General features: G+C 69.9%; 16 protein-coding genes. 4 read left to right on the forward strand and 12 right to left on the reverse strand.

What is annotated here, in order from left to right; all coding sequences use genetic code 11:
- Nucleotides 1-97: 97 nt before the first annotated feature.
- Entirely contained in the window at nt 98-964 is an 867-nt protein-coding gene (locus MF407_RS14020; protein WP_129624462.1) for a DNA-formamidopyrimidine glycosylase family protein, read from the reverse strand.
- On the reverse strand, nt 957-1,994 hold the full coding sequence (locus tag MF407_RS14025) for a phosphatase domain-containing protein (RefSeq protein WP_239702666.1): 1,038 nt from the start codon (nt 1,992-1,994) through the stop codon (nt 957-959). The genes MF407_RS14020 and MF407_RS14025 overlap by 8 nt, the downstream gene beginning before the upstream one ends.
- Before the next feature lie 41 nt (nt 1,995-2,035).
- Between MF407_RS14025 and MF407_RS14030 the strand changes: the two genes are divergently transcribed.
- Nucleotides 2,036-3,376 (forward strand): hypothetical protein, encoded by a 1,341-nt coding sequence (locus MF407_RS14030; RefSeq protein ID WP_239702667.1) that lies wholly within the window; start codon nt 2,036-2,038, stop codon nt 3,374-3,376.
- A gap of 176 nt (nt 3,377-3,552) precedes the next feature.
- Here MF407_RS14030 and pucL read toward each other — a convergent pair whose 3' ends face one another.
- The 7 genes from pucL to MF407_RS14065 all read right to left on the reverse strand — a co-directional run bounded on the left by pucL (nt 3,553) and on the right by MF407_RS14065 (nt 8,446).
- Nucleotides 3,553-4,461, reverse strand: coding sequence for a factor-independent urate hydroxylase (gene pucL, locus MF407_RS14035; protein ID WP_239702668.1), 909 nt, complete (start codon nt 4,459-4,461; stop codon nt 3,553-3,555).
- 249 nt (nt 4,462-4,710) lie between these two features.
- Nucleotides 4,711-5,142 carry a MarR family transcriptional regulator gene (locus MF407_RS14040; RefSeq protein WP_129624466.1) on the reverse strand — a complete coding sequence of 144 codons (432 nt, stop codon included), beginning with the start codon at nt 5,140-5,142 and terminating at the stop codon, nt 4,711-4,713.
- Nucleotides 5,143-5,145: 3 nt separating this feature from the next.
- Nucleotides 5,146-6,636: a long-chain fatty acid--CoA ligase gene (locus MF407_RS14045; RefSeq protein ID WP_129624467.1), complete on the reverse strand. Its 1,491-nt coding sequence runs from the start codon at nt 6,634-6,636 to the stop codon at nt 5,146-5,148.
- A gap of 79 nt (nt 6,637-6,715) precedes the next feature.
- On the reverse strand, nt 6,716-7,495 hold the full coding sequence (locus MF407_RS14050) for a CPBP family intramembrane glutamic endopeptidase (RefSeq protein WP_129624468.1): 780 nt from the start codon (nt 7,493-7,495) through the stop codon (nt 6,716-6,718).
- The gene (locus tag MF407_RS14055; RefSeq protein ID WP_129624469.1) at nt 7,495-7,947 is read right to left on the reverse strand and encodes a hypothetical protein; all 453 of its coding nucleotides are present in this window, start codon (nt 7,945-7,947) and stop codon (nt 7,495-7,497) included. Before MF407_RS14055 ends, MF407_RS14050 begins: the two co-directional genes overlap by 1 nt.
- Nucleotides 7,944-8,141, reverse strand: coding sequence for a hypothetical protein (locus MF407_RS14060; RefSeq protein WP_170221656.1), 198 nt, complete (start codon nt 8,139-8,141; stop codon nt 7,944-7,946). Before MF407_RS14060 ends, MF407_RS14055 begins: the two co-directional genes overlap by 4 nt.
- The gene (locus MF407_RS14065) at nt 8,138-8,446 is read right to left on the reverse strand and encodes a hypothetical protein (RefSeq protein ID WP_168990119.1); all 309 of its coding nucleotides are present in this window, start codon (nt 8,444-8,446) and stop codon (nt 8,138-8,140) included. The genes MF407_RS14060 and MF407_RS14065 overlap by 4 nt, the downstream gene beginning before the upstream one ends.
- Nucleotides 8,447-8,580: 134 nt before the next feature.
- Between MF407_RS14065 and MF407_RS14070 the strand changes: the two genes are divergently transcribed.
- Nucleotides 8,581-10,140: an amidohydrolase gene (locus MF407_RS14070; RefSeq protein ID WP_168990120.1), complete on the forward strand. Its 1,560-nt coding sequence runs from the start codon at nt 8,581-8,583 to the stop codon at nt 10,138-10,140.
- Here MF407_RS14070 and MF407_RS14075 read toward each other — a convergent pair.
- The gene (locus MF407_RS14075; RefSeq protein WP_129624472.1) at nt 10,130-10,711 is read right to left on the reverse strand and encodes a histidine phosphatase family protein; all 582 of its coding nucleotides are present in this window, start codon (nt 10,709-10,711) and stop codon (nt 10,130-10,132) included. The genes MF407_RS14070 and MF407_RS14075 overlap by 11 nt on opposite strands.
- A 25-nt stretch (nt 10,712-10,736) precedes the next feature.
- Between MF407_RS14075 and MF407_RS14080 the strand changes: the two genes are divergently transcribed.
- Nucleotides 10,737-12,191: a cobyric acid synthase gene (locus MF407_RS14080; RefSeq protein ID WP_239702669.1), complete on the forward strand. Its 1,455-nt coding sequence runs from the start codon at nt 10,737-10,739 to the stop codon at nt 12,189-12,191.
- Nucleotides 12,181-12,957 (forward strand): precorrin-6A synthase (deacetylating), encoded by a 777-nt coding sequence (gene cobF, locus MF407_RS14085; RefSeq protein WP_239702670.1) that lies wholly within the window; start codon nt 12,181-12,183, stop codon nt 12,955-12,957. The genes MF407_RS14080 and cobF overlap by 11 nt, the downstream gene beginning before the upstream one ends.
- Here the strand turns inward: cobF and bluB are convergent.
- Nucleotides 12,942-14,708 carry a 5,6-dimethylbenzimidazole synthase gene (bluB, locus tag MF407_RS14090; protein ID WP_239702671.1) on the reverse strand — a complete coding sequence of 589 codons (1,767 nt, stop codon included), beginning with the start codon at nt 14,706-14,708 and terminating at the stop codon, nt 12,942-12,944. The two genes, cobF and bluB, sit on opposite strands and share 16 nt — an antisense overlap.
- On the reverse strand, nt 14,705-18,325 hold the full coding sequence (cobN, locus tag MF407_RS14095; RefSeq protein WP_239702672.1) for a cobaltochelatase subunit CobN: 3,621 nt from the start codon (nt 18,323-18,325) through the stop codon (nt 14,705-14,707). Before cobN ends, bluB begins: the two co-directional genes overlap by 4 nt.
- Between the last annotated feature and the right edge of the window lie 35 nt (nt 18,326-18,360).

The following is an 18,360-nucleotide window of genomic DNA, read 5'->3' on the forward strand; positions in this document are numbered from 1 at the left end:
CACACAGACCTTCACCGAGTGGCCGGGCTGTGAACTGGTGGACGGGCTATAGCCCGGACGCTGGTTCACAGCCCGGCCACTCGGCGTCAGGTGAGCATCATTTGAGCAGGCGGGACATGCGCCGGTCGGCGAGCGTCTTGCCGCCGGTCTGGCAGGTCGCGCAGTACTGCATCGAGCGGTCCGCGAAGGACACCTCGCGCACCACGTCGCCGCACTCCGGGCACTTCTCGCCCGCGCGTCCGTGCACCCGCATCCCGGAGCGCTTGGCGTCCTTGAGTTCGGCGGCGGGCTTGCCTGCGGAGGCTTCGATCGCGCCGTTGAGGGTATCCCGCATCGCATTGTAGAGCCGCGAAACCGCTTCGGGATCAAGGGAATCCGCCTTCGCGTACGGCGACAGTTTCGCGACGTGCAGCACCTCGTCCGAGTAGGCGTTGCCGACGCCGGCGATCACCGACTGGTCGCGCAGCACGCCCTTGATCTGCCCCTTCTTCGCGGCGAGCAACTGCGCGAACACCTCGAGCGTGAACTCGTCGGACAACGCGTCCGGCCCGAGGGAGGCGATCTGCGGCACCTCGGTGGTGGGGTCCTTGACGATGTACGCGGCCAGACGCTTCTGCGTGCCCTGCTCGGTCAGGTCGAACGCCGAGCCGTCCTCGAACGAGACCCGCAGCGCCACCGGGGACTTGCCGCCCGGACGTAGCCGGGTGGCCGGTGCCTTCTCATACCAACGCAACCAGCCCGCGCGGGACAGGTGGAAGACGAGGTGGATGCCGTCGACGTCGAGGTCGATCCACTTGCCGAACCGGCGCACGTCGGTGACGAAAAGTCCGCAGAGTGCCTGCGGCGCAGGTGAATAGGTCTTGAGCACGCTGAACGAGGCGAGCTCGACGTCGGCCACCGCGACGCCTTCGACCCGCGAGCGCAGGAAGCGCACGAGGGACTCGATCTCGGGCAACTCAGGCATGGGAGACGCCGGTATCGAGGGTGCGCAGGCAGGAGAGTTCCTGGAAGAGGGCGTACCCGTCGCCGCCCTCGACCTTGAAGGTCGGCGACTCGCGTCCGTCGTCGCGCGACAGTGGGTGACCGTGCGACAGCATCTGCTGGGTGACGGTCAACTGTCGGATCGCGATCGCCCGGACGTTGTCGGGCATCTCGGCGGCGAACTCGTCGTGGATCTCCGGATCGTGCTGCCCGTCGTCGCCCACCAGCAGCCACCGGATGTTCGGGAATTCGACTGCCAGTCGGCGCAATTGCGAACGCTTGTGTTCGCGTCCGCTCCGGAAGACGGCGGTCTCGGTGGCACCCCAGTCGGTCATCAGCAACGCGCCGGTCGGGAACCCGTGGCGTTGCAGGAAGCGATTGATGATGGGCTGGGTGTTCCAGGCTCCGGTCGACAGGTACAACATCGGCGATCCGGGATTGTGCGCGAGCAGCGACCGATACAGCGCCGACATCCCGGGCACGACTCGGCGGGCCGTCTCCGGCAGCACGAACGTGTTGTACGCGGCGAGCATCGGACGCGGGAGCGAGGTGACGACGCAGGTGTCGTCGATGTCGCTGATGATCCCGAACCGGATGTCGTCGCCGATCACCTGCACCGGGGCAGTGCTCTCGACCGTTCCGCAGCGCACCCGGGCGTGGTGCCAACCCGGCTCGAGTCCGTGGCCCTGCAGAGTGACGTCGAAGTAGCCACCGCGATCGGAGTGGGTGTCCACGACCGCATCTCCGAGTCGCACCTGTACCGGCTGCCGGGATTGCGGGGCGGCCATGAAGACCCGGATGCCGCGCCGCACACTGGCGTACATCGGGTCGATCGGTTGGTCGGCGGCGTCGACGCGTGAGAGCACGATGCGTCCCATGACCCGTGCCTGGGTACTGCTGGCGTAGCCGGAATAGGCCAACACGCGCGTGACGAATCCACGTCGCGACAGCAACCTGCCCAGCACACTGTTGAACGCGTCCTCGGCGCGGGCGGCGGGGTGCATCGAACCCATGGGCAACACCCTAGGCGAACCGTCCCGCCTAGTCTGGACGCGTGGTGAACGGCGAGCGAGCGCGTCCGACCCGGCGCACCTTCGTGGCCGCGGCCGTCGCCACCACCGCCGGCGCCGGCGGCCTGCTCGGCTACCAGGCCTGGCCCCGCCGCGAGTACCCCCGCCACGTGCCGCTGTACTCCGCAACCGTTGCCAAAGGGCCTGCACCGCAAGGCGATCCGGTGCCCGGCGAAGACCGCACGCTCGTCCAGTCCGGGGAAGTGAGCCTGTTGATCCGGGACAGCCGAGTCCTGCAGACGGCACCGGACGCGTCCGCCCTGCTCACCACCGAGAACATCATGCTCGCTGCCGCTCCGGAGTGGTCGCGCACCGGTGATTTCAAGGAGTTCGCGCGCTCGGCGTTGCAGGACGTGTTCGTGCTCTCCGACGGTCTGCCGAGTCCGGTCGCCGCGTGGACGCCGTACTGGCGGTTCAGCTGGCCTCGCGACAGCGCGTTCGTCGCGGTGGCTCAGGCGATGACCGGTCAGCCCGATGCCGCCGTGCGAGTCATCCGCTTCCTGCGGTCGGCGCAATCGGACGACGGCTGGTTCGAGGCTCGATACGTGCCCGGCACCTCACGCAGCCCCGACCGCCGGGCACGGCAGTTGGACGGTTCGGGATGGGCTCTGTGGGCGGCCGACCAGGTACGAGCGCGTCTGCCGGCGGACCGGGCTCGCGTCGAGGTCGCGTCCTGGAGATCGCTGATCGTGCGCAGCACCGACCGGATCATCTCCGCGACGAACACCTCGTCCGGGTTGCCGCCGGCGACCCCGGACTACTGGGAGGTGACCGAACGGTCACCGACTCTGGCCACGTGCGCGGTGCTCGCCGCCGGCCTCGAAGCGTCGGTGCGTCTGCTGACCGCACTCGGCGACACTGCGCGAGCCGAGCGAGCCAGCCGTGCGCTGACTCGGTTGGACGCCACGATCATGAGCGCCTACGGCCGGTACGGCTACCCGCGCCACCCCGGACGCAGCGACCCTGACATCGGCGCTGCCTTCCTGCTTCCACCCTTCCGGCACGCGGTGAACGAGCATGCGCTGCAAGGTCTGGTCTCGCTGTTGCCCCGGCTGAAACGACCGGCCGGCGGGTTGGCACCGGGTTCGAGTTGGCACCGGGACGGGATCAGCTGGACGCCCGAAACCGCTACTGTCGCAGCTGTTCTGGGTGCATCTGGTCAGACGCAGCGGGCCAGGGACATGGTGCAGTGGCTCGGTGAACATCGCACGATCGGTGGTTCGTACCCGGAGAAGGTGCTGGAGACGGGTGAGCCTGCCGCGGTGGCGCCGCTCGCTTGGACCGGGGCTGCGGTGCTGCTCGCGATTCAGGCGCTCGAGGGTTGACTTCCCACTTCCCGGCGAACAGCTCTGGGACGACGAAAGCGCGACAGTCGCGCGTTACGCCCTGGTGCACGTCCGTACCGCGGCGTAACGGACGACTGTCGCGCCTTCATGTCACGGGTGAAACCAAAACGACTGTGCCGCAGACCTTTCGGCGAGCGGTGCAGTCGTGTCGGAACTCAGATGAAGGACGGAACCGCGGTCCACGCCTCGCCGGGCTCGCCGGCACCGTCGCGGAGGACGGTCGCTTCGATGAGGCCGTACGGGCGGTCGGCGGCAATGAAGACCTCGCCGTTGTTCTCAAGGCCGAACCGGTCGAGGTCGTAGAGGAAGTGATGCTTGTTGGGCGCGGAGAACTTGATCTCGTCGATCTCCGGGTGCGCCTCGAGCACGTCGCGGCCCATCGCGTAGAGGGTTTCCTGCAGCGCGCGGCTGTACGTGGTCGCGAACGCGGCCAGGCAGAGCTTCTTGACGTCATCGTAGACCTCGTCGAAGTTCACGCCGTCGATCGTGTTGAAGCGCCAGCGCGCGGTGAGGCTGGTCGCCATGATGCGGTCGTCGGCCTCCTCGAGCGTCGTGTACTTGTCCTTGAGGAAGCCCTTGAACTCCGAGCCGGTCGACTTCAGGACGATGAGGTCCTCCAGGCCGGAGACGACCCACACCTTCTGGTCGGCGCCGCGACCTTCGACCGTGATGATCGCAGTGCGGGTCTCGGTGCCGCGGCGCACGAACGAGTGGTCGTGACCCTGGCCGTCGACCTGGATGCGGTCCCAGGCGTACTCCTCGATGCGGATCTGCGATCCGGTCGCCTTCGCAGCGGCGGTCAGGAAGTGCTTGCCGAGCGCGACGCCGTACGCCTCCGGCGACTCGATGCCGACCTCCTTGGCGAACGCGAAGGACGTGTTCTTCTGGGTGTCGGTCGGCAGGACGTCGCCCTGGTTGCCCTCGAGGTGGGCGGCGGTGAAGTCGCCACGCAGCGAGGTCGAGACATTGAGGTCACGGATCGAGTGACGGTCGGTGTCGCGGTAGACCCGCATCACACGGTTCTCCGCCTTGCCGTACTGGTTGCTTCCGAGAGAGATCGCCATCGGTTCTGCTCCTTGGTAGGGGCGCCCTCCGCGGCCAGGACACCCAAAGACTCGGTTTTGAGGTGCATTTCGCAATGCGAAATTTGGATACCGACTGATGGAACCGTAGGGACGCACATCACACCCTGTCAAGGGTGGAGTCCAGCCTCGATGACAGATGTCACGACGCCTCGCCCGACGGTCGTCATAACGGCCGGTCTCCTTATTACTGGCGTATTCAAGGGAGGTGGTCGTTATCGCGACCGGTTGTCAGGGACGCTCGGACGCGATCTGTCGCAACAACTCGTTCGCCCGCACCAGCACTTCGCGATCCTGCTCGGACAGTCCGGCGAGCACCGGAGTGATCGTCGCCGACCGCGCCCGCCGCGCTTCGTCGAGCACCCGGCGTCCGGCGTCCGTCAGCGAGATCAGGCTCGCACGGGCGTCGTCCTCGTCGCTCGCACGGACCAACAACCCTTGTTGCTCGAGCCTTTTCACCTGAGCGGTCATCGTCGGCTGACTGCAGTGGTCGGCCGCGGCGAGCTCACCCACCCGGGCCTTGTCGTGCGCCTCGACCAGGCTCAACAGACGTGCCTGACCGGTCGGGATCGGCAACTCCGAATGCTTGGTCGCCCAGCGGTTGAGTTTGGCCACCGCCGACAACAACTGAGCACCGAGGTCGTCCGCGGGTATGTCGCTCATCGCTCAGCCCTCTGAGGAATCCCGCAGTTCACGCTTCAGGATCTTGCCGGTCGCTCCCTTGGGCAGCTCGCCGATGAACCGCACCTCGCGCGGGTACTTGTAGGCGGCCAGGCGCTCCTTGGCGAAGTCCTGGATCTCCTGCTCGGTCAGCTGCGAGTCGCCGGTACGGACGACGTAGGCGATCACTTCCTCGCCGTAGTGCTCGTGCGGGACGCCGATGACGGCGGCCTCGGCGACATCCGGGTGCTCGTACAGCACTTCCTCGACCTCGCGCGGGTACACGTTGTAACCGCCGCGGATGATCATGTCCTTGCTGCGGTCGACGATGAAGAAGTAACCGTCGTCGTCCATCTGCGCCAGGTCGCCGGAGAAGAACCAGCCGTCGCGGATCGCCTCGGCAGTGGCGTCCGGACGCTTCCAGTAGCCCTTCATCAACAGGTGGCCACGGATCGCGATCTCGCCGATCTCGCCCTTGGCGGTGTCCGAACCGTCCGGCTCGGCCAGGCGCATCTCGACGCCCTCGAGCGGGGTGCCGATCGAGCCGGCCTTGCGCTCGGCGTTCGGGTGGTTGAACGACGCGACGGGCGAGGTCTCGGACAGGCCGTAACCCTCGAGCACGACGCAGCCGAACTTCTGCTCGAACTTCTTCATCACCTCGACCGGCATCGCCGATCCGCCGCTGGCGCAGACCCGCAGCTTGGGGAAGTTGACCTCCCGATCGGCGGTCGCAGCCAGCAACGCCTGGTACATCGTCGGCACGCCCTGGAAGATCGTGACGCCGGCCTTGTCGAGCATCTCCAGCACCGCGCCGGGCTCGAAACGAGGGACCATGGCCAGCGTCGCGCCGGTGGCGACGGAGGTGTTGAGGCCACAGGTCAGGCCGAAGACGTGGAACAACGGCAGGCAGCCGGCGATCACGTCGTCCGCGGTGATCGCCATCAGCGTGCGGGCGACGACCTCCTGGTTCTTGTTCAGCGAGAAGTGGGTCAGCTCGGCGCCCTTCGGACGACCGGTGGTGCCGGAGGTGTAGAGGATCACGGCGGTGTCGCTGTCGTCGCGGTCGACGAACTCGGTGCTCGGCTCGTACTGCTTGATCGACTCACCGATGCCGGCGGGCAACGGCACCTCGATGAACGGGACACCGGCCTCCTCCGCCCCTGCGGCGGCGTCGCCCGGCATGCCGAACATCAGCTTGGCGCCGGAGTCGGACAGGTAGTACTCCACCTCGCGCGGACGGAACAGCGGGTTCATCGGGATGACCACGGCGCCGGCCTGGAGCGCACCGTAGAGGATGACCGGGAAGTCGAAGACGTTCGGCAGCGAAATGGCAACCCGATCGCCCGGCTGGATCCCCTTGTCCTTCAACAGGTTCGCCACGCGTCCGGCCGCGTCGGCCAGCTGGGCGAAGGTCATCGAGTGCTCGCCCATCCGCAGTGCGACGTTGTCGGGGTGCTGGGCAGCGGTGTTCTGCAGATTGCAGGCGAGATTGGTCATAAGCCGAGATTAGTTCGCGTTCCCGGCGTTCGGGGCGGTGCGGTCGAAACCGACCACGACTTCACGGTGGTGCGACCCTTCAGAGCCAGGAGACGTGCGACTTCAGCAGCGCGTAACCCACGAACGCGACGATGTCGAGGATCGTGTGCGCGATGACCAGGGGCATCACCCGCTTGGTGCGGCGGTAGACGAGCCCGAACACCAGCCCCATGACGACGTTTCCGACGAACCCGCCGAAGCCCTGATAAAGGTGGTAGGTGCCCCGGATCAGCGCCGACACGACGAGCACCTGGATCCACGACCAGCCGGCTTGCGTCCAGCGGGTGAAGAGGTAGCCGATCATGATGACCTCTTCGAGCAGTCCGTTCTGCAGTGCTGCCAGCACCAGCACAGGGATCGCCCACCAGTGCTCGCCAAGACCCGACGCGGCGAGTGTCGTATTGAGTCCGAAAGCTCGAGCCGCGAGGTACAGCAGCAGACCCGGAATGCCGATCACCGCAGCAAGGGCTGCGCCGAGCGCGAGATCGGGTCCTTTGCGTCTCCCGTCGAGCCCCAGCCACGTTGTCGCAGAGGACATTTCACGGTTGAGCAGATGGATCACCAGGAGCACCGGCACGATTGCGAGACCGACGCCGACGAGTTGGTAGACCAGGTCGAGCCATGACGCGCTCGCCTGGCTGCGGTTCATCGTGGTCGTCTGCTTGTTGAGCGCGACGTCGGTCGACAGGCTGCGCATGATCGACAGCACTGAGTAGATCGCCGACGCGCCGAGACTCAGGAGCAGGACGAGGACGGTCTCGTGCACGAGCGCGCGACGACGCAGTGGCGTCACCGGCACGTCGTAGGCAGGCAGGCGCATCAGCGCTGGCCGGTGCCCGTGGGGGTGTCCGGTGCGATCTCGGACGTGCCGCCGGATGCGGTGCCGGATTTCGGTTCGGACCCCCGCGCCGCCGCGTCACGCAACGGGACCGACGGCTCGACCGGGAACACCTGCCCAGGCCCCCACTCCTCGACCTCGACGTCTTCGACTTCGTAGCGCCGACGCCGGCGAGCACCGCTGCCAGCCGCAGCCGCACTGCCAGCGGGGGCCGCAGGGCTCGCCTGGTCGGCGATCGCGGCGCGATGGCGGGTACGTTCGCCGACCGGTTCGTCCGGCGTCGGCGCGTCGGCCCGGTTCCGGCGAGTGGCCCTGGACGCACGGGGAGTTTGCGGGCGCGACGAACCGCCGATCGTCGCGTAGAGCGTGATCGCGAACCCGAGAAGCGTGCTGATCAGCACCCACAACCAGATGTGCGGGAACAGCCAGGTCATGCGCCGTCTCCCGCTTCGCCGGCGGGGGCGCCGTCGGCCGCGGACGACCCGTCGACCTGCGATTCGCCGGCACCCGGCGCCGCGACCTGCGCCTCATGTGGGAACAACATCACCGCGACCAACCAGGCCGCGAGCGCACCGACCGCGAACCCGACGAGGCACCAAGCGATGGTCTGGATCGTCAACCAGGTCACTGCGCGCTCCCCTGCACCACGACCGTGCGCACTCCGGACATCTTTGCCAAGGCGTCGCGTGCCCGGGTGGTGTCGGCGCCGTCGGCGGTGCGCAGCGTCGCGTCGCGTCCGTCGAACCTCACCGTGGCGTCGCTCGCTCCGACTCCCTGCAGCACCTGCTGGGCGCGTTCGGTGAGGTCGTCCTGGATCGCGCCCTTGCTCGCCTGGGCTCCGACGAACCCGAAGATCAACGGGATGCCGCACAACGCGGCGATCCACCACGGCGCCGGGGTGCGGCGCACGCGCGCGCCGGTTGTCGATGTCACTTCGTGCTGCTCCTGTTCGGATCGGGCCGTCCTGAACCTACCCGGTGAACCAGCGTCCGGACGGTCGCCGGCGCCGGTGCCGGCCGCCTGCCCGCGCCGTCCGCAGGGTTGGAGGCCCGCACTACATTGTGCGGGTGAGCACCCTGTGGCGTGGCGAGAAGATCTGGACCGGAACCGAATTCGTCACCGGCGTGTTGGTCGAGGCTGGGCGCGTGGTCGCGACCGGCGACGCCGAATCCCTTGCCGCACAGACTGTTTCGCAGATCGAGACATTGCCGGGTGCGCTCGTGGTGCCGGGTCTGCACGACGCGCACATCCATGCCGCGTCGCTGGCGCGGGTGCGCACCGAGGTCGACGTGCGTGGCTGTGCCGACGAGTTCGAAGCGGCCGAGCGGGTGGCGCGCTTTCTCGCGGCGAATCCGGGCACCGGTCTGGTGTGGGGCGGCGCGTGGGACGCGAACCAGTGGGGCGGTCGGCAGCCCCACCGGCGCACCCTCGATGTCGTGACGGGGCCGCGTCCGGTGGTGTTGGCGAGCGCCGACTACCACTCGCTGTGGGCGAATTCCGCCGCGTTGCGGCTGGTGGGTTACGGCCCGGAGACCACCGACCCGGCCGGCGGACGCCTCGAACGCGACGCCGACGGTGAGCTCACCGGGGTGCTGCGAGAGACGGCCTGCACCGCCTTTGACGACCTGCCGATCGACGACGCCGACGCCCTGCCCGGGCTGATGGCGCAGACGATCGACGACCTGCTCGCGGTGGGGCTGACCGGCATCACCGAGATCGATCACGAGGACGCCCATGTGGCGCTGCGCGCGCTGCACGAGCAAGGTGCCCTGAAGATGCGGGTCAGCAAGGCGATTCGACACGAAGACCTCCCGCTGGCGATGCAGCAGGGGCGCCGCACCGGCGAGGGCGACGACTGGATCCGGGTGGGGCCGCTGAAGCTGTTCGCCGACGGCGCGCTCGGTTCGCACACCTGCCACATGACCGAGGCGTTCGCCGGTGAGGACGGGCACGACGGCGGGCATGGCGTGCCGACGCTCACCCAGGAGCAGCTGAAGGTCTACACCGAGCTCGCGGTGCGGGCCGGCATCGCGGTGGCGACCCACGCGATCGGTGACCGTGCGGCGACCGAGGTGCTTGACGCGTACGAGCACGTGCTCGGGGCGACCGGCTCAGACCTTCGGCTGCGCATCGAACACGCCCAGCACCTGCGCCGGGCCGATCTGGCCCGCATGGCGCGGCTGGGTGTGGTCGGCTCGATGCAGCCGGTGCACTGCACCACCGACTTCGAGCTCGTGGATGCGTTGCTCGACGGCCACGACATCGTGTCGTACGGCTGGCGGTCGGCGCTCGACGCCGGGGTGCCGCTGGCGTTCGGGTCGGACGCCCCCGTCGAAGACCCGAATCCGTTCGTTGCCCTGCACGCGGCGGTCACCCGACAGCGCGTCGACGGCACTCCCGCCGGCGGCTGGCAGCCGCACGAGCGGGTGAGCATGATCGAGGCGCTGGCCGCCCACTCGCGCGGGGCCGCCTACGCAGCCGGTTGGGACGACGTGGGCACGCTCACCCCCGGCATGCTCGCCGACTTCGTCGCGGTCGACACCGATCTCATCGCGACGCCCGAGCGCGCACACGAAGCGCGGGCGCTGACGACGGTCGTCGGCGGCCAGGTGCGGTTCAGCGGCTGAGCGCAGCGGCCGCGGGGTCGAGTTCGGTGGTGTGCACGCTGCCGTTGTCGATCGTGAGGCGCCAGTCGAGTTGCCGGTGAGTGCGGCCGGCGAGCACCGCGAGGGCCATCCGCAGCGTGTCGCCGTGGGTGACCAGCACGAGGTGTTCGATGGGCGCCGTCGCCAGTTCGGCCATCAGCGCGCTCAGCCGGCGGTGCACGTCGAGCAGGCTCTCGCCCCCGCCCCAGCGCACCTCCTCGACCGGCACGCCTTCAGGTGCGGGTTGCGCGGTCAGTTCGCGGGCGAGCCGCCCTTCCATCTCCCCCAGGGCCTGCTCCCGCAGCCGCACATCGGTGCGCACCGGCAGGTCGAGCGCGGCGCCGATGATCTGGGCCGTCTGCTGCGCGCGCACCAGGTCGCTGCTGAGCATCTGCGCCGACTGCGCGCCGATCGCTGCGCGCAGCGTTCGGGCTGCCGCGAGCGCCTGGGTGCGGCCGAGTTCGGTGAGCGGCGGGTGCGGCGTCTGCCCTTGAATGCGCCCCTGCTCGTTCCACGTCGACCGGCCGTGGCGGACGAGGTGGACGGAGGGCATGAGGCCGATCGTAGACTCGTGCCCCATGTCGGGGCTGCTGGTGACGGGAACGAGCTCGGACGCCGGAAAATCGTTGCTGGTCACCGGAATTCTGCGTGCCTGGGCCCGACGCGGAGTGCGCGTCGCCCCGTTCAAGGCGCAGAACATGTCGAACAACTCGATGGTCTGTGCCGACGGCAGCGAGATCGGCCGCGCGCAATACCTGCAGGCCGAGGCGGCCGGCGTCGAGGCCACCTCGCTGCACAACCCGGTGCTGCTGAAACCGGGGTCCGACCGGCGCGCGTTCGTCGTCGTGCGCGGCCGCCCGGCCGGCGAGTTACGGGCGGGCGAGTACGCCACCGGACGCGCCCACCTGCGCGAGGCGGCGTTCGCCGCGTACGAGGAGTTGGCCGCGTCCGTCGACGTGGTGGTGTGCGAGGGAGCCGGGTCACCGGCGGAGATCAACCTGCGCGCCGGCGACTACGTCAACCTCGGTCTGGCACGGCAGTTCGGCCTACCGGCGTTGCTGGTGGCCGACATCGACCGCGGCGGCGCGCTGGCCGCCACCTACGGCACCTGGGCGTTGCTCGACAACGCCGACCGGGCGGTGCTGCGGGCGTGGTGCGTCAACAAGTTCCGTGGTGACCGCTCGGTGCTCGACCCCGGCCTCGACACGATCGTCGAACGCACCGGCATGCCGTGTGTCGGCGTGCTGCCTTGGCTCGACGACGTGTGGCTCGACGGTGAAGACGCCCTTTCCATCGGCCGTTGGAAACCCGCTGCGCCACAAAAACATTCGCTCACCGTGGCGGTCGTCCGCCTGCCGCGCACCTCGAACGCGACCGACGTCGACGCACTGGCCGCCGAACCCGGTGTCGAGGTGCGCGTGACCACCGACCCGTCATGGTGCCGCGAAGCCGACCTGTTGGTGCTGCCCGGCTCACGGGCGACGGTCAGCGATCTCGCCTGGTTGCGTTCGCGTGGGCTCGACGCGGTGGTCGATGAGCGGGTGCGCGAGGGACGTCCGGTGCTCGGCATCTGCGGCGGCTACGAGATGTTGCTGGAGTCGATCGACGACTCGCTGGAGAGCGGCGAAGGCGTCACTCCCGGACTCGGGCATCTGCCTGGTGTGGTGCACTTCGCAGCCGACAAGGTGCTCGCCCGGCCGCACTCCACCTGGCAGGGAAATGCGGTGTCCGGCTACGAGATTCACCACGGCATCGTCGAGGGCGTGGTCGACGACGGGTCGTTCCCGGGCGGCGGCGTCCGCGGCCCGGTGTGGGGCACGATCTGGCACGGCACCCTGGAGAATGATGCCTTCCGCCAGGCCTGGCTCACCGTGGTCGCGCAGCAGGCGGGCTCCACCTGGAGCCCGCAGCCCGGCCCGGGGTTCGCCGACCGCCGGACGGCGATGATCGACACGCTCGCCGACGCCGTGGAGCAACACCTTGACCTCGACCGGCTGCTCGACCTCGCCCGACGGGAATCTCATGAGCACTGACCCGATTCCGTTGCAGGTCAAGATCATCGGCATCGGTGCGGGCTCGCCCGGCCACGTCACCGCCGACGCCGCCGACGCCCTGCGCTGCGTCGACGTGTTCGTCGTGGCCGACAAGGGCGCCGCCGCTGACGAGTTGCTGCAGGTGCGACGCGCGATCCTCGACCGGTTCGTGCCCGAGGGTGGCTACCGGTTCGTCGCGGTGCCCGACCCGAAGCGCGGCCCCGACGCCGGCCGCGATCGCGTCCAGTACGGCGCCGCGGTGCGCGACTGGCACGCCGCCCGCGCCGACGCGTACGCCGCCGTGCTGGGCGAGTTGCCCGAGGGCACCGTGGTCGGGTTCCTGGTGTGGGGCGACCCGGCGTTCTACGACAGCACGATCCGCGTGGTCGACGCCGTCGCCACCCGAATGCCGTTGCAGGTCAGCGTGTTCGCCGGAATCAGCGCCATCCAGGAGTTGGCTGCCGCGCACCGCATCGTGCTGCACGAGATCGGCGAGCCGGTGCACATCACCACCGGACGCCGTCTGGCGGGCGAGTGGTCGCCCGACCTCGGCACCGTCGTGGTGATGCTGGACGGCGCGCTCGCCTGCCGTGAGCTGGTCGAGCGGGCACCCGACCTGCAGATCCATTGGGGCGCCTACCTGGGGATGCCGCAGCAGGAGCTGCGCTCGGGCCGACTGACCGATGTGATCGACGAGTTGGTCGCCACGAGGACGCGGCTGCGCGAGCAGCACGGCTGGATCATGGACGTCTACGCGTTGCGCTGAGCCGTTCGCGCGCTGGTTCGCACCGTCGTCCGCCGGGCGGCCATGCCCTGCAGCACCATCCCCGCCGTGAGGCAGGCACCCACCCCTTCGCCGGCGCGCAGCCGCAGTTGCAGCAACGGTTCGAGGCCGAGCCGCCGCAGCACGAGTCCGTGCGCCTTCTCCCGGCTGCGTTGTCCCGCAATGAGATACGCCTGCACCGAGGGTTCGATGCCGACCGCGGCGAGCGCGGCGACGCTGGTGGCGAGACCGTCGAGCACGACCGGTCGTCCGGCGCGGGCTGCGCCCAGCACCACCCCGGTCAGCACCGCGAACTCCGGTCCGCCGACCGCGGCGAGCATCCGGTGCACGTCGTCCGTGTGGCCCAGGCGGTCGATCGCCGCGGCCACCACCTCCGTCTTGCGGGCCACGATGTCGGCGTCGGCGCCCGATCCGAGCCCCGCCACGTCGGCCGCGGGTGTGCCGGTGAGCGCGCAGGTGAGCGCAGCGGCCACCGTCGTGTTGCCCACCCCCACCTCGCCGAGTGCGACGAGTCCGGGGGCGATTCCGGGGACACCGGCACCGAGCCGGCGTCCGGCGTCCATCAATCGGCGGACGTCGGCGGCCGTCATCGCGTCGGTCGTCACCAGGTCTCCACGCGGGTCGTGCGGCCGCACGTCGACAGCGCCCTCGACGTGCGCCTCACCCACTCCGGCGTCGACCACCACGACGTCGAGCCCGGCGGCGCGGGCATGAGCGGCGCCCAGCGAAATGCCCCCGACCGCACTGGTGAGCACGTCACGGGTCACCGACCGGTCGTAGGCACTGACGGCGTGGGCGGTCACCGGATGATCGGCGCCGACGAGCACGAGCGTGCCCGTGTCGAGGTCGGGTCCGGCCGCGGCACGCACCAGGTGGAGCGCGCGATCGAGCGCGCCGAGCGCCTCCGGCGGGCTGAGCAGCCGGTCGGTGTCGTCGGTGCCGTCGACCCGGCGCCCCGGCTCGGGCCCGCGCAGATGCGAGGTCGGTGGCGCCGGCGGGGCTGAATCGTCGGGCCAGCGCTCCTGCAACACCACGTCGTCGAGCGGGGCCTTGCGCGACCACGCCGCGCGTTCGAGCCCGGGCGCGGGCGGACGCTCGTCGGGCCACCCCACACACAGCCAACCGAGGGTCACCACGCCGTCGGGCAGGTGCAGCAGGTCGGCGAGTTCGGCCTGGTCGAACAGCGTCACCCAGCCCACGCCGAGGCCGAGCGCGCGGGCGGTGAGCCAGAGGTTCTGCACCGCGCAGGCGCACGACCACAGGTCGGCGTCGGGGAAGGTGGCGCGCCCGAGCACCCCGGCCGCGGGGGTACGCCGGTCACAGGTGACGACCACGCCCACCGGCGCCTCGCGCAGCCCTTCGAGTTTGAGGTCGAGCAGCCGCGCGGCCCGCTCCGAGGTCAGCTCCGACGCCTGCTCGAGCCGAGCCCGGTCAGCGAGATGGGCGGCCCGATCTCGGGTGGCCGGCGAGCGCACGACGATGAAGCGCCAAGGCTGCGAATGGCCCACCGACGGCGCGCTGTGCGCGGCCTCGAGCACCTGCCGCAGCAGCTCGTCGGGCACCGGGTCGGGCCGAAACCGTCGGATGTCGCGCCGTCCGGCGACCACTGCGGCGAGTGCGTCGACCACCTCGGGCGGCATCGCCCAGCCGGCGGGGTCGTCGCGGCGCTGCTGCGCCGAGGTCGTGTCGCCGACCAGCGGCACCGGGCGCTGCGGCGCTGGCTGCTCGCTCATTCCTCGAGGTCACCTTCGACCTCGAGGTAGACCTGCTGCAGTTGCGCCATGAGCTCGGGGTCGGGCTCCTGCCACAGCCCGCGATCGGCGGCCTCGGCGAGCTTCTCCACGATCGACTGCAACGCCCACGGGTTGGCGTGCCGCATGAAGGCCTGGTTGGTGTCGTCGAGCACGTACTCGGTGGCCACCGACTCGTACATCCAGTCAGGCACGACCGAGGCCGTGGCGTCGAAGCCGAACAGGTAATCGACGGTCGCGGCGAGCTCGAAGGCGCCCTTGTAGCCGTGCCGCTGCATCGCCTTGATCCACCGCGGGTTGACCACCCGCGACCGGAACACCCGGTTGGTCTCCTCCTGCAGCGTGCGGGTGCGCACGTTGTCGGGTGAGGTCGAATCGCCCACGTACGCCTCGGGATCGGCGCCGGTGAGCGCGCGGACGGTGGCGACCATGCCGCCGTGGTACTGGAAGTAGTCGTCGGAGTCGAGGATGTCCGACTCACGGTTGTCTACGTTCTTGGCCGCCACCCGGATGCGCCGGTAGTTGCGCTCCATGTCGCCGCGGGCCGGTGCACCGTCGAGTCCGCGGCCGTAGGCGTAACCGCCCCAGGTGGCGTAGACCTCGGCGAGGTCCTTGTCGTCGCGCCAGGTGCCCGACTCGACCACCTGCAGGATGCCCGCCCCATAGGAGCCCGGCTTGGAGCCGAAGATCCTTATGCGGGAACGACGTTCGTCGCCGTGCTCGGCGAGGTCGGCGGACGCGTGCTTGCGCACGAAGTTCTGGTCGTGGGGTTCGTCGAGGCCGGCCACCAGCGCCACCGCGTCGTCGAGCATCGAGATCACGTGCGGGAAGGCGTCGCGGAAGAAGCCGGAGATGCGCACGGTGACGTCGATGCGCGGGCGGCCGAGTTCCGGCAGCGGCAGTGCCTCCAGGCCCACCACCCGACGCGACTGCTCGTCCCACACCGGCACGACGCCGAGCAGCGCGAGCACCTCACCGATGTCGTCGCCGCTGGTGCGCATGGCGGAGGTGCCCCACACCGACAGGCCCACCGACTCCGGCACCTCGCCGTGTTCGTCGCGGTAGCGCCGCACGAGCGACTCCGCCATCGCCGACCCGGTCTGGTAGGCCAGGCGCGACGGGATCGCCTTCGGGTCGACCGAGTAGAAGTTGCGGCCGGTGGGCAGCACGTTCACCAGTCCGCGCAGCGGCGAACCCGACGGGCCCGCCGGCACGTATCCGCCGTCGAGGGCATGCAGCACCATCGCGATCTCGCGCGTCGTCTGCTGCAGCCGGGGCACGACCTCCTCGCACCCGAACCGCAGGGACGCGGTCGCCGCCGGGTTCGGCTCACTGGTCACCTCGGCGACGATCCGCTCGACGTCCGCGGCGTTCCAGCCGGCCTCGGCGACCCGGGTGACGAGGGTGCGGGCCAGCTCTTCGACGCGGTCGGTCTGCTGCGACGTCGCGTCGTCGGTGAGCCCGAGCGCGTGCCGTAGCCCGGGGATGCCGTCGCCGCGTCCGCCGAAGACCTGCCCGGCGCGCAGGATCGCGAGCACCAGGTTGATCAGTTCGTCGCCTTCGGGCGCCTGTCCGAGCACGTGCAGGCCGTCGCGGATCTGCACGTCCTTGATCTCGCACAGCCAGCCGTCGAGGTGCATCACGAAGTCGTCGAAGCTGTCGTCGTCGGGGCGTTCGCTCACTCCCAGGTCCTGGTCCATCCGGGCCGCCTGCAGCAGCGTCCAGATCTCGCCGCGCAGCGCCGGCGCCTTCGCCGGGTCCATCACCGATACGTTGCCGTACTCGTCGAGCAACTGCTCGAGTCGGGCGATGTCGCCGTAGCTCTCGGCGCGCGCCATCGGCGGCACGAGATGGTCGACGACGGTGGCGTGGGCGCGACGCTTGGCCTGGGTGCCCTCGCCCGGGTCGTTCACCAGGAACGGGTAGATCAGCGGCAGCGAGCCGAGCGCGGCGTCGGTGCCGCACGACGCCGACATCGCGAGGTTCTTGCCCGACAGCCACTCGAGGTTGCCGTGCTTGCCCACGTGCACCACCGCGTGGGCGCCGAACTCCTGCTCGATCCAGCGGTAGGTGGCCAGGTAGTGGTGGGTCGGCGGCAGGTCGGGGTCGTGGTAGATCGCGATCGGGTTTTCGCCGAAGCCGCGCGGCGGCTGCACCATCAGCACGACGTTGCCCGCCTGGATCGCGGCGCAGACGATCTCGCCGTCGGGGTCGCGCGAGGTGTCGACGTAGAGCTCGCCGGGCGCCTCGCCCCAGGTGTCCGTCATCGACTCCCGCAGGGCGGCCGGAAGCGTCTCGAACCAGCTGCGGTAGCGAGTGGCCGGGATGCGCACCTGTGCGCTGCTCACCTGCTCCTGGGTGAGCCAGTCGGGGTCTTGTCCGCCGGCCGCGATCAGCGCGTGGATGAGCGCGTTGCCGGCGGTGGTGTCGAGCGCTTCGCCGTCGACCGGGTCCACGTCGTCGAGCCCGGGCAGCGCGCCGCGCGGGCCGAGGTCGTAACCCGCCTCGCGCATGGCCCTCAGCAACCGGATCGTCGACACCGGGGTGTCGAGCCCGACCGCGTTGCCGATGCGGGAGTGCTTGGTCGGGTAGGCCGACAGCATGACCGCGATGCGGCGCTGCTCCGGTGGGGTGTGCCGCAGGCGCGCGTGCTTCACCGCGATGCCGGCCACCCGTGCGCAGCGCTCCGGGTCGGCGACGTAGGCGGGCAGCCCGTCGGCGTCGATCTCCTTGAACGAGAACGGAACCGTGATCAGGCGTCCGTCGAACTCGGGCACGGCCACCTGGGTGGCGACGTCGAGCGGCGACATGCCGTCGTCGGAGGCCGCCCACACCTCGCGGCTCCAGGTGAGGCACAGCCCTTGGATGATCGGGATGTCGAGAGCGGCCAGCGGACGCACGTCCCAGGTCTCGTCCTCGCCGCCCGCCTGGGCGTGCGCCGGCTTGGTGCCTCCGGCCGCCAGCACCGTCGTGACCAGGGCGTCGAGCGTGCCGAGCTCGGCGAGCAGATCGTCCGGTGCGTCGCGCAACGACGCGGCGTGGATCGGCACCCCCACCCCGCCCGCGGCGTCGATGGCGTCGCAGAGCGCGTGGGCGTAGTCGGTGTTTCCGGCGGCGTACTGCGCCCGGTAGAAGAGCACCCCTACCCGCGGAGCGCCCGAATCCTCCCGTGCCGCAAGGCGATCGAGCACACCCCAGGTCGGCAGCTCCTGCGGCGCGGCGAACTCGTCGCCGGTGAGCAGCAGGGTGTCGGACAGGAACGCGTGCAGGTTGGTGAGGTTGTCGGGGCCGCCGTTGACCAGGTAGCGGTGCACCTCGTTGACGACTCCGGCGGGCACCCGGCGCGACAGCTGCATCATCGCGGCGTTCGGGGTGAGTTCGCCGCCGAGCACGATCAGCGGCACCCGTTCGCCGAGCGCCCGGATCTCGTCGGCGACGTCGTCGGGACTGCCGAGGATGCGGGCGATCACGATGTCGGCGCCCTCGACCGCGGGGCCGATCGGGGTGCGGGCGGGGTTGGCCCAGGCGAACTCGGAGCCGCTGGCGCGCGCGCTCAGCAGATCGGTGTCGGACGTGGACAGCAGGGCGATACGCGCCATCGGCGAAACTCCTTCGCGGGGTCCGCGCCCCGGAA

It is taken from the genome of Yimella sp. NH-Cas1 (assembly GCF_022359705.1).
Classification (GTDB): Bacteria; Actinomycetota; Actinomycetes; order Actinomycetales; family Dermatophilaceae; genus Yimella; species Yimella lutea.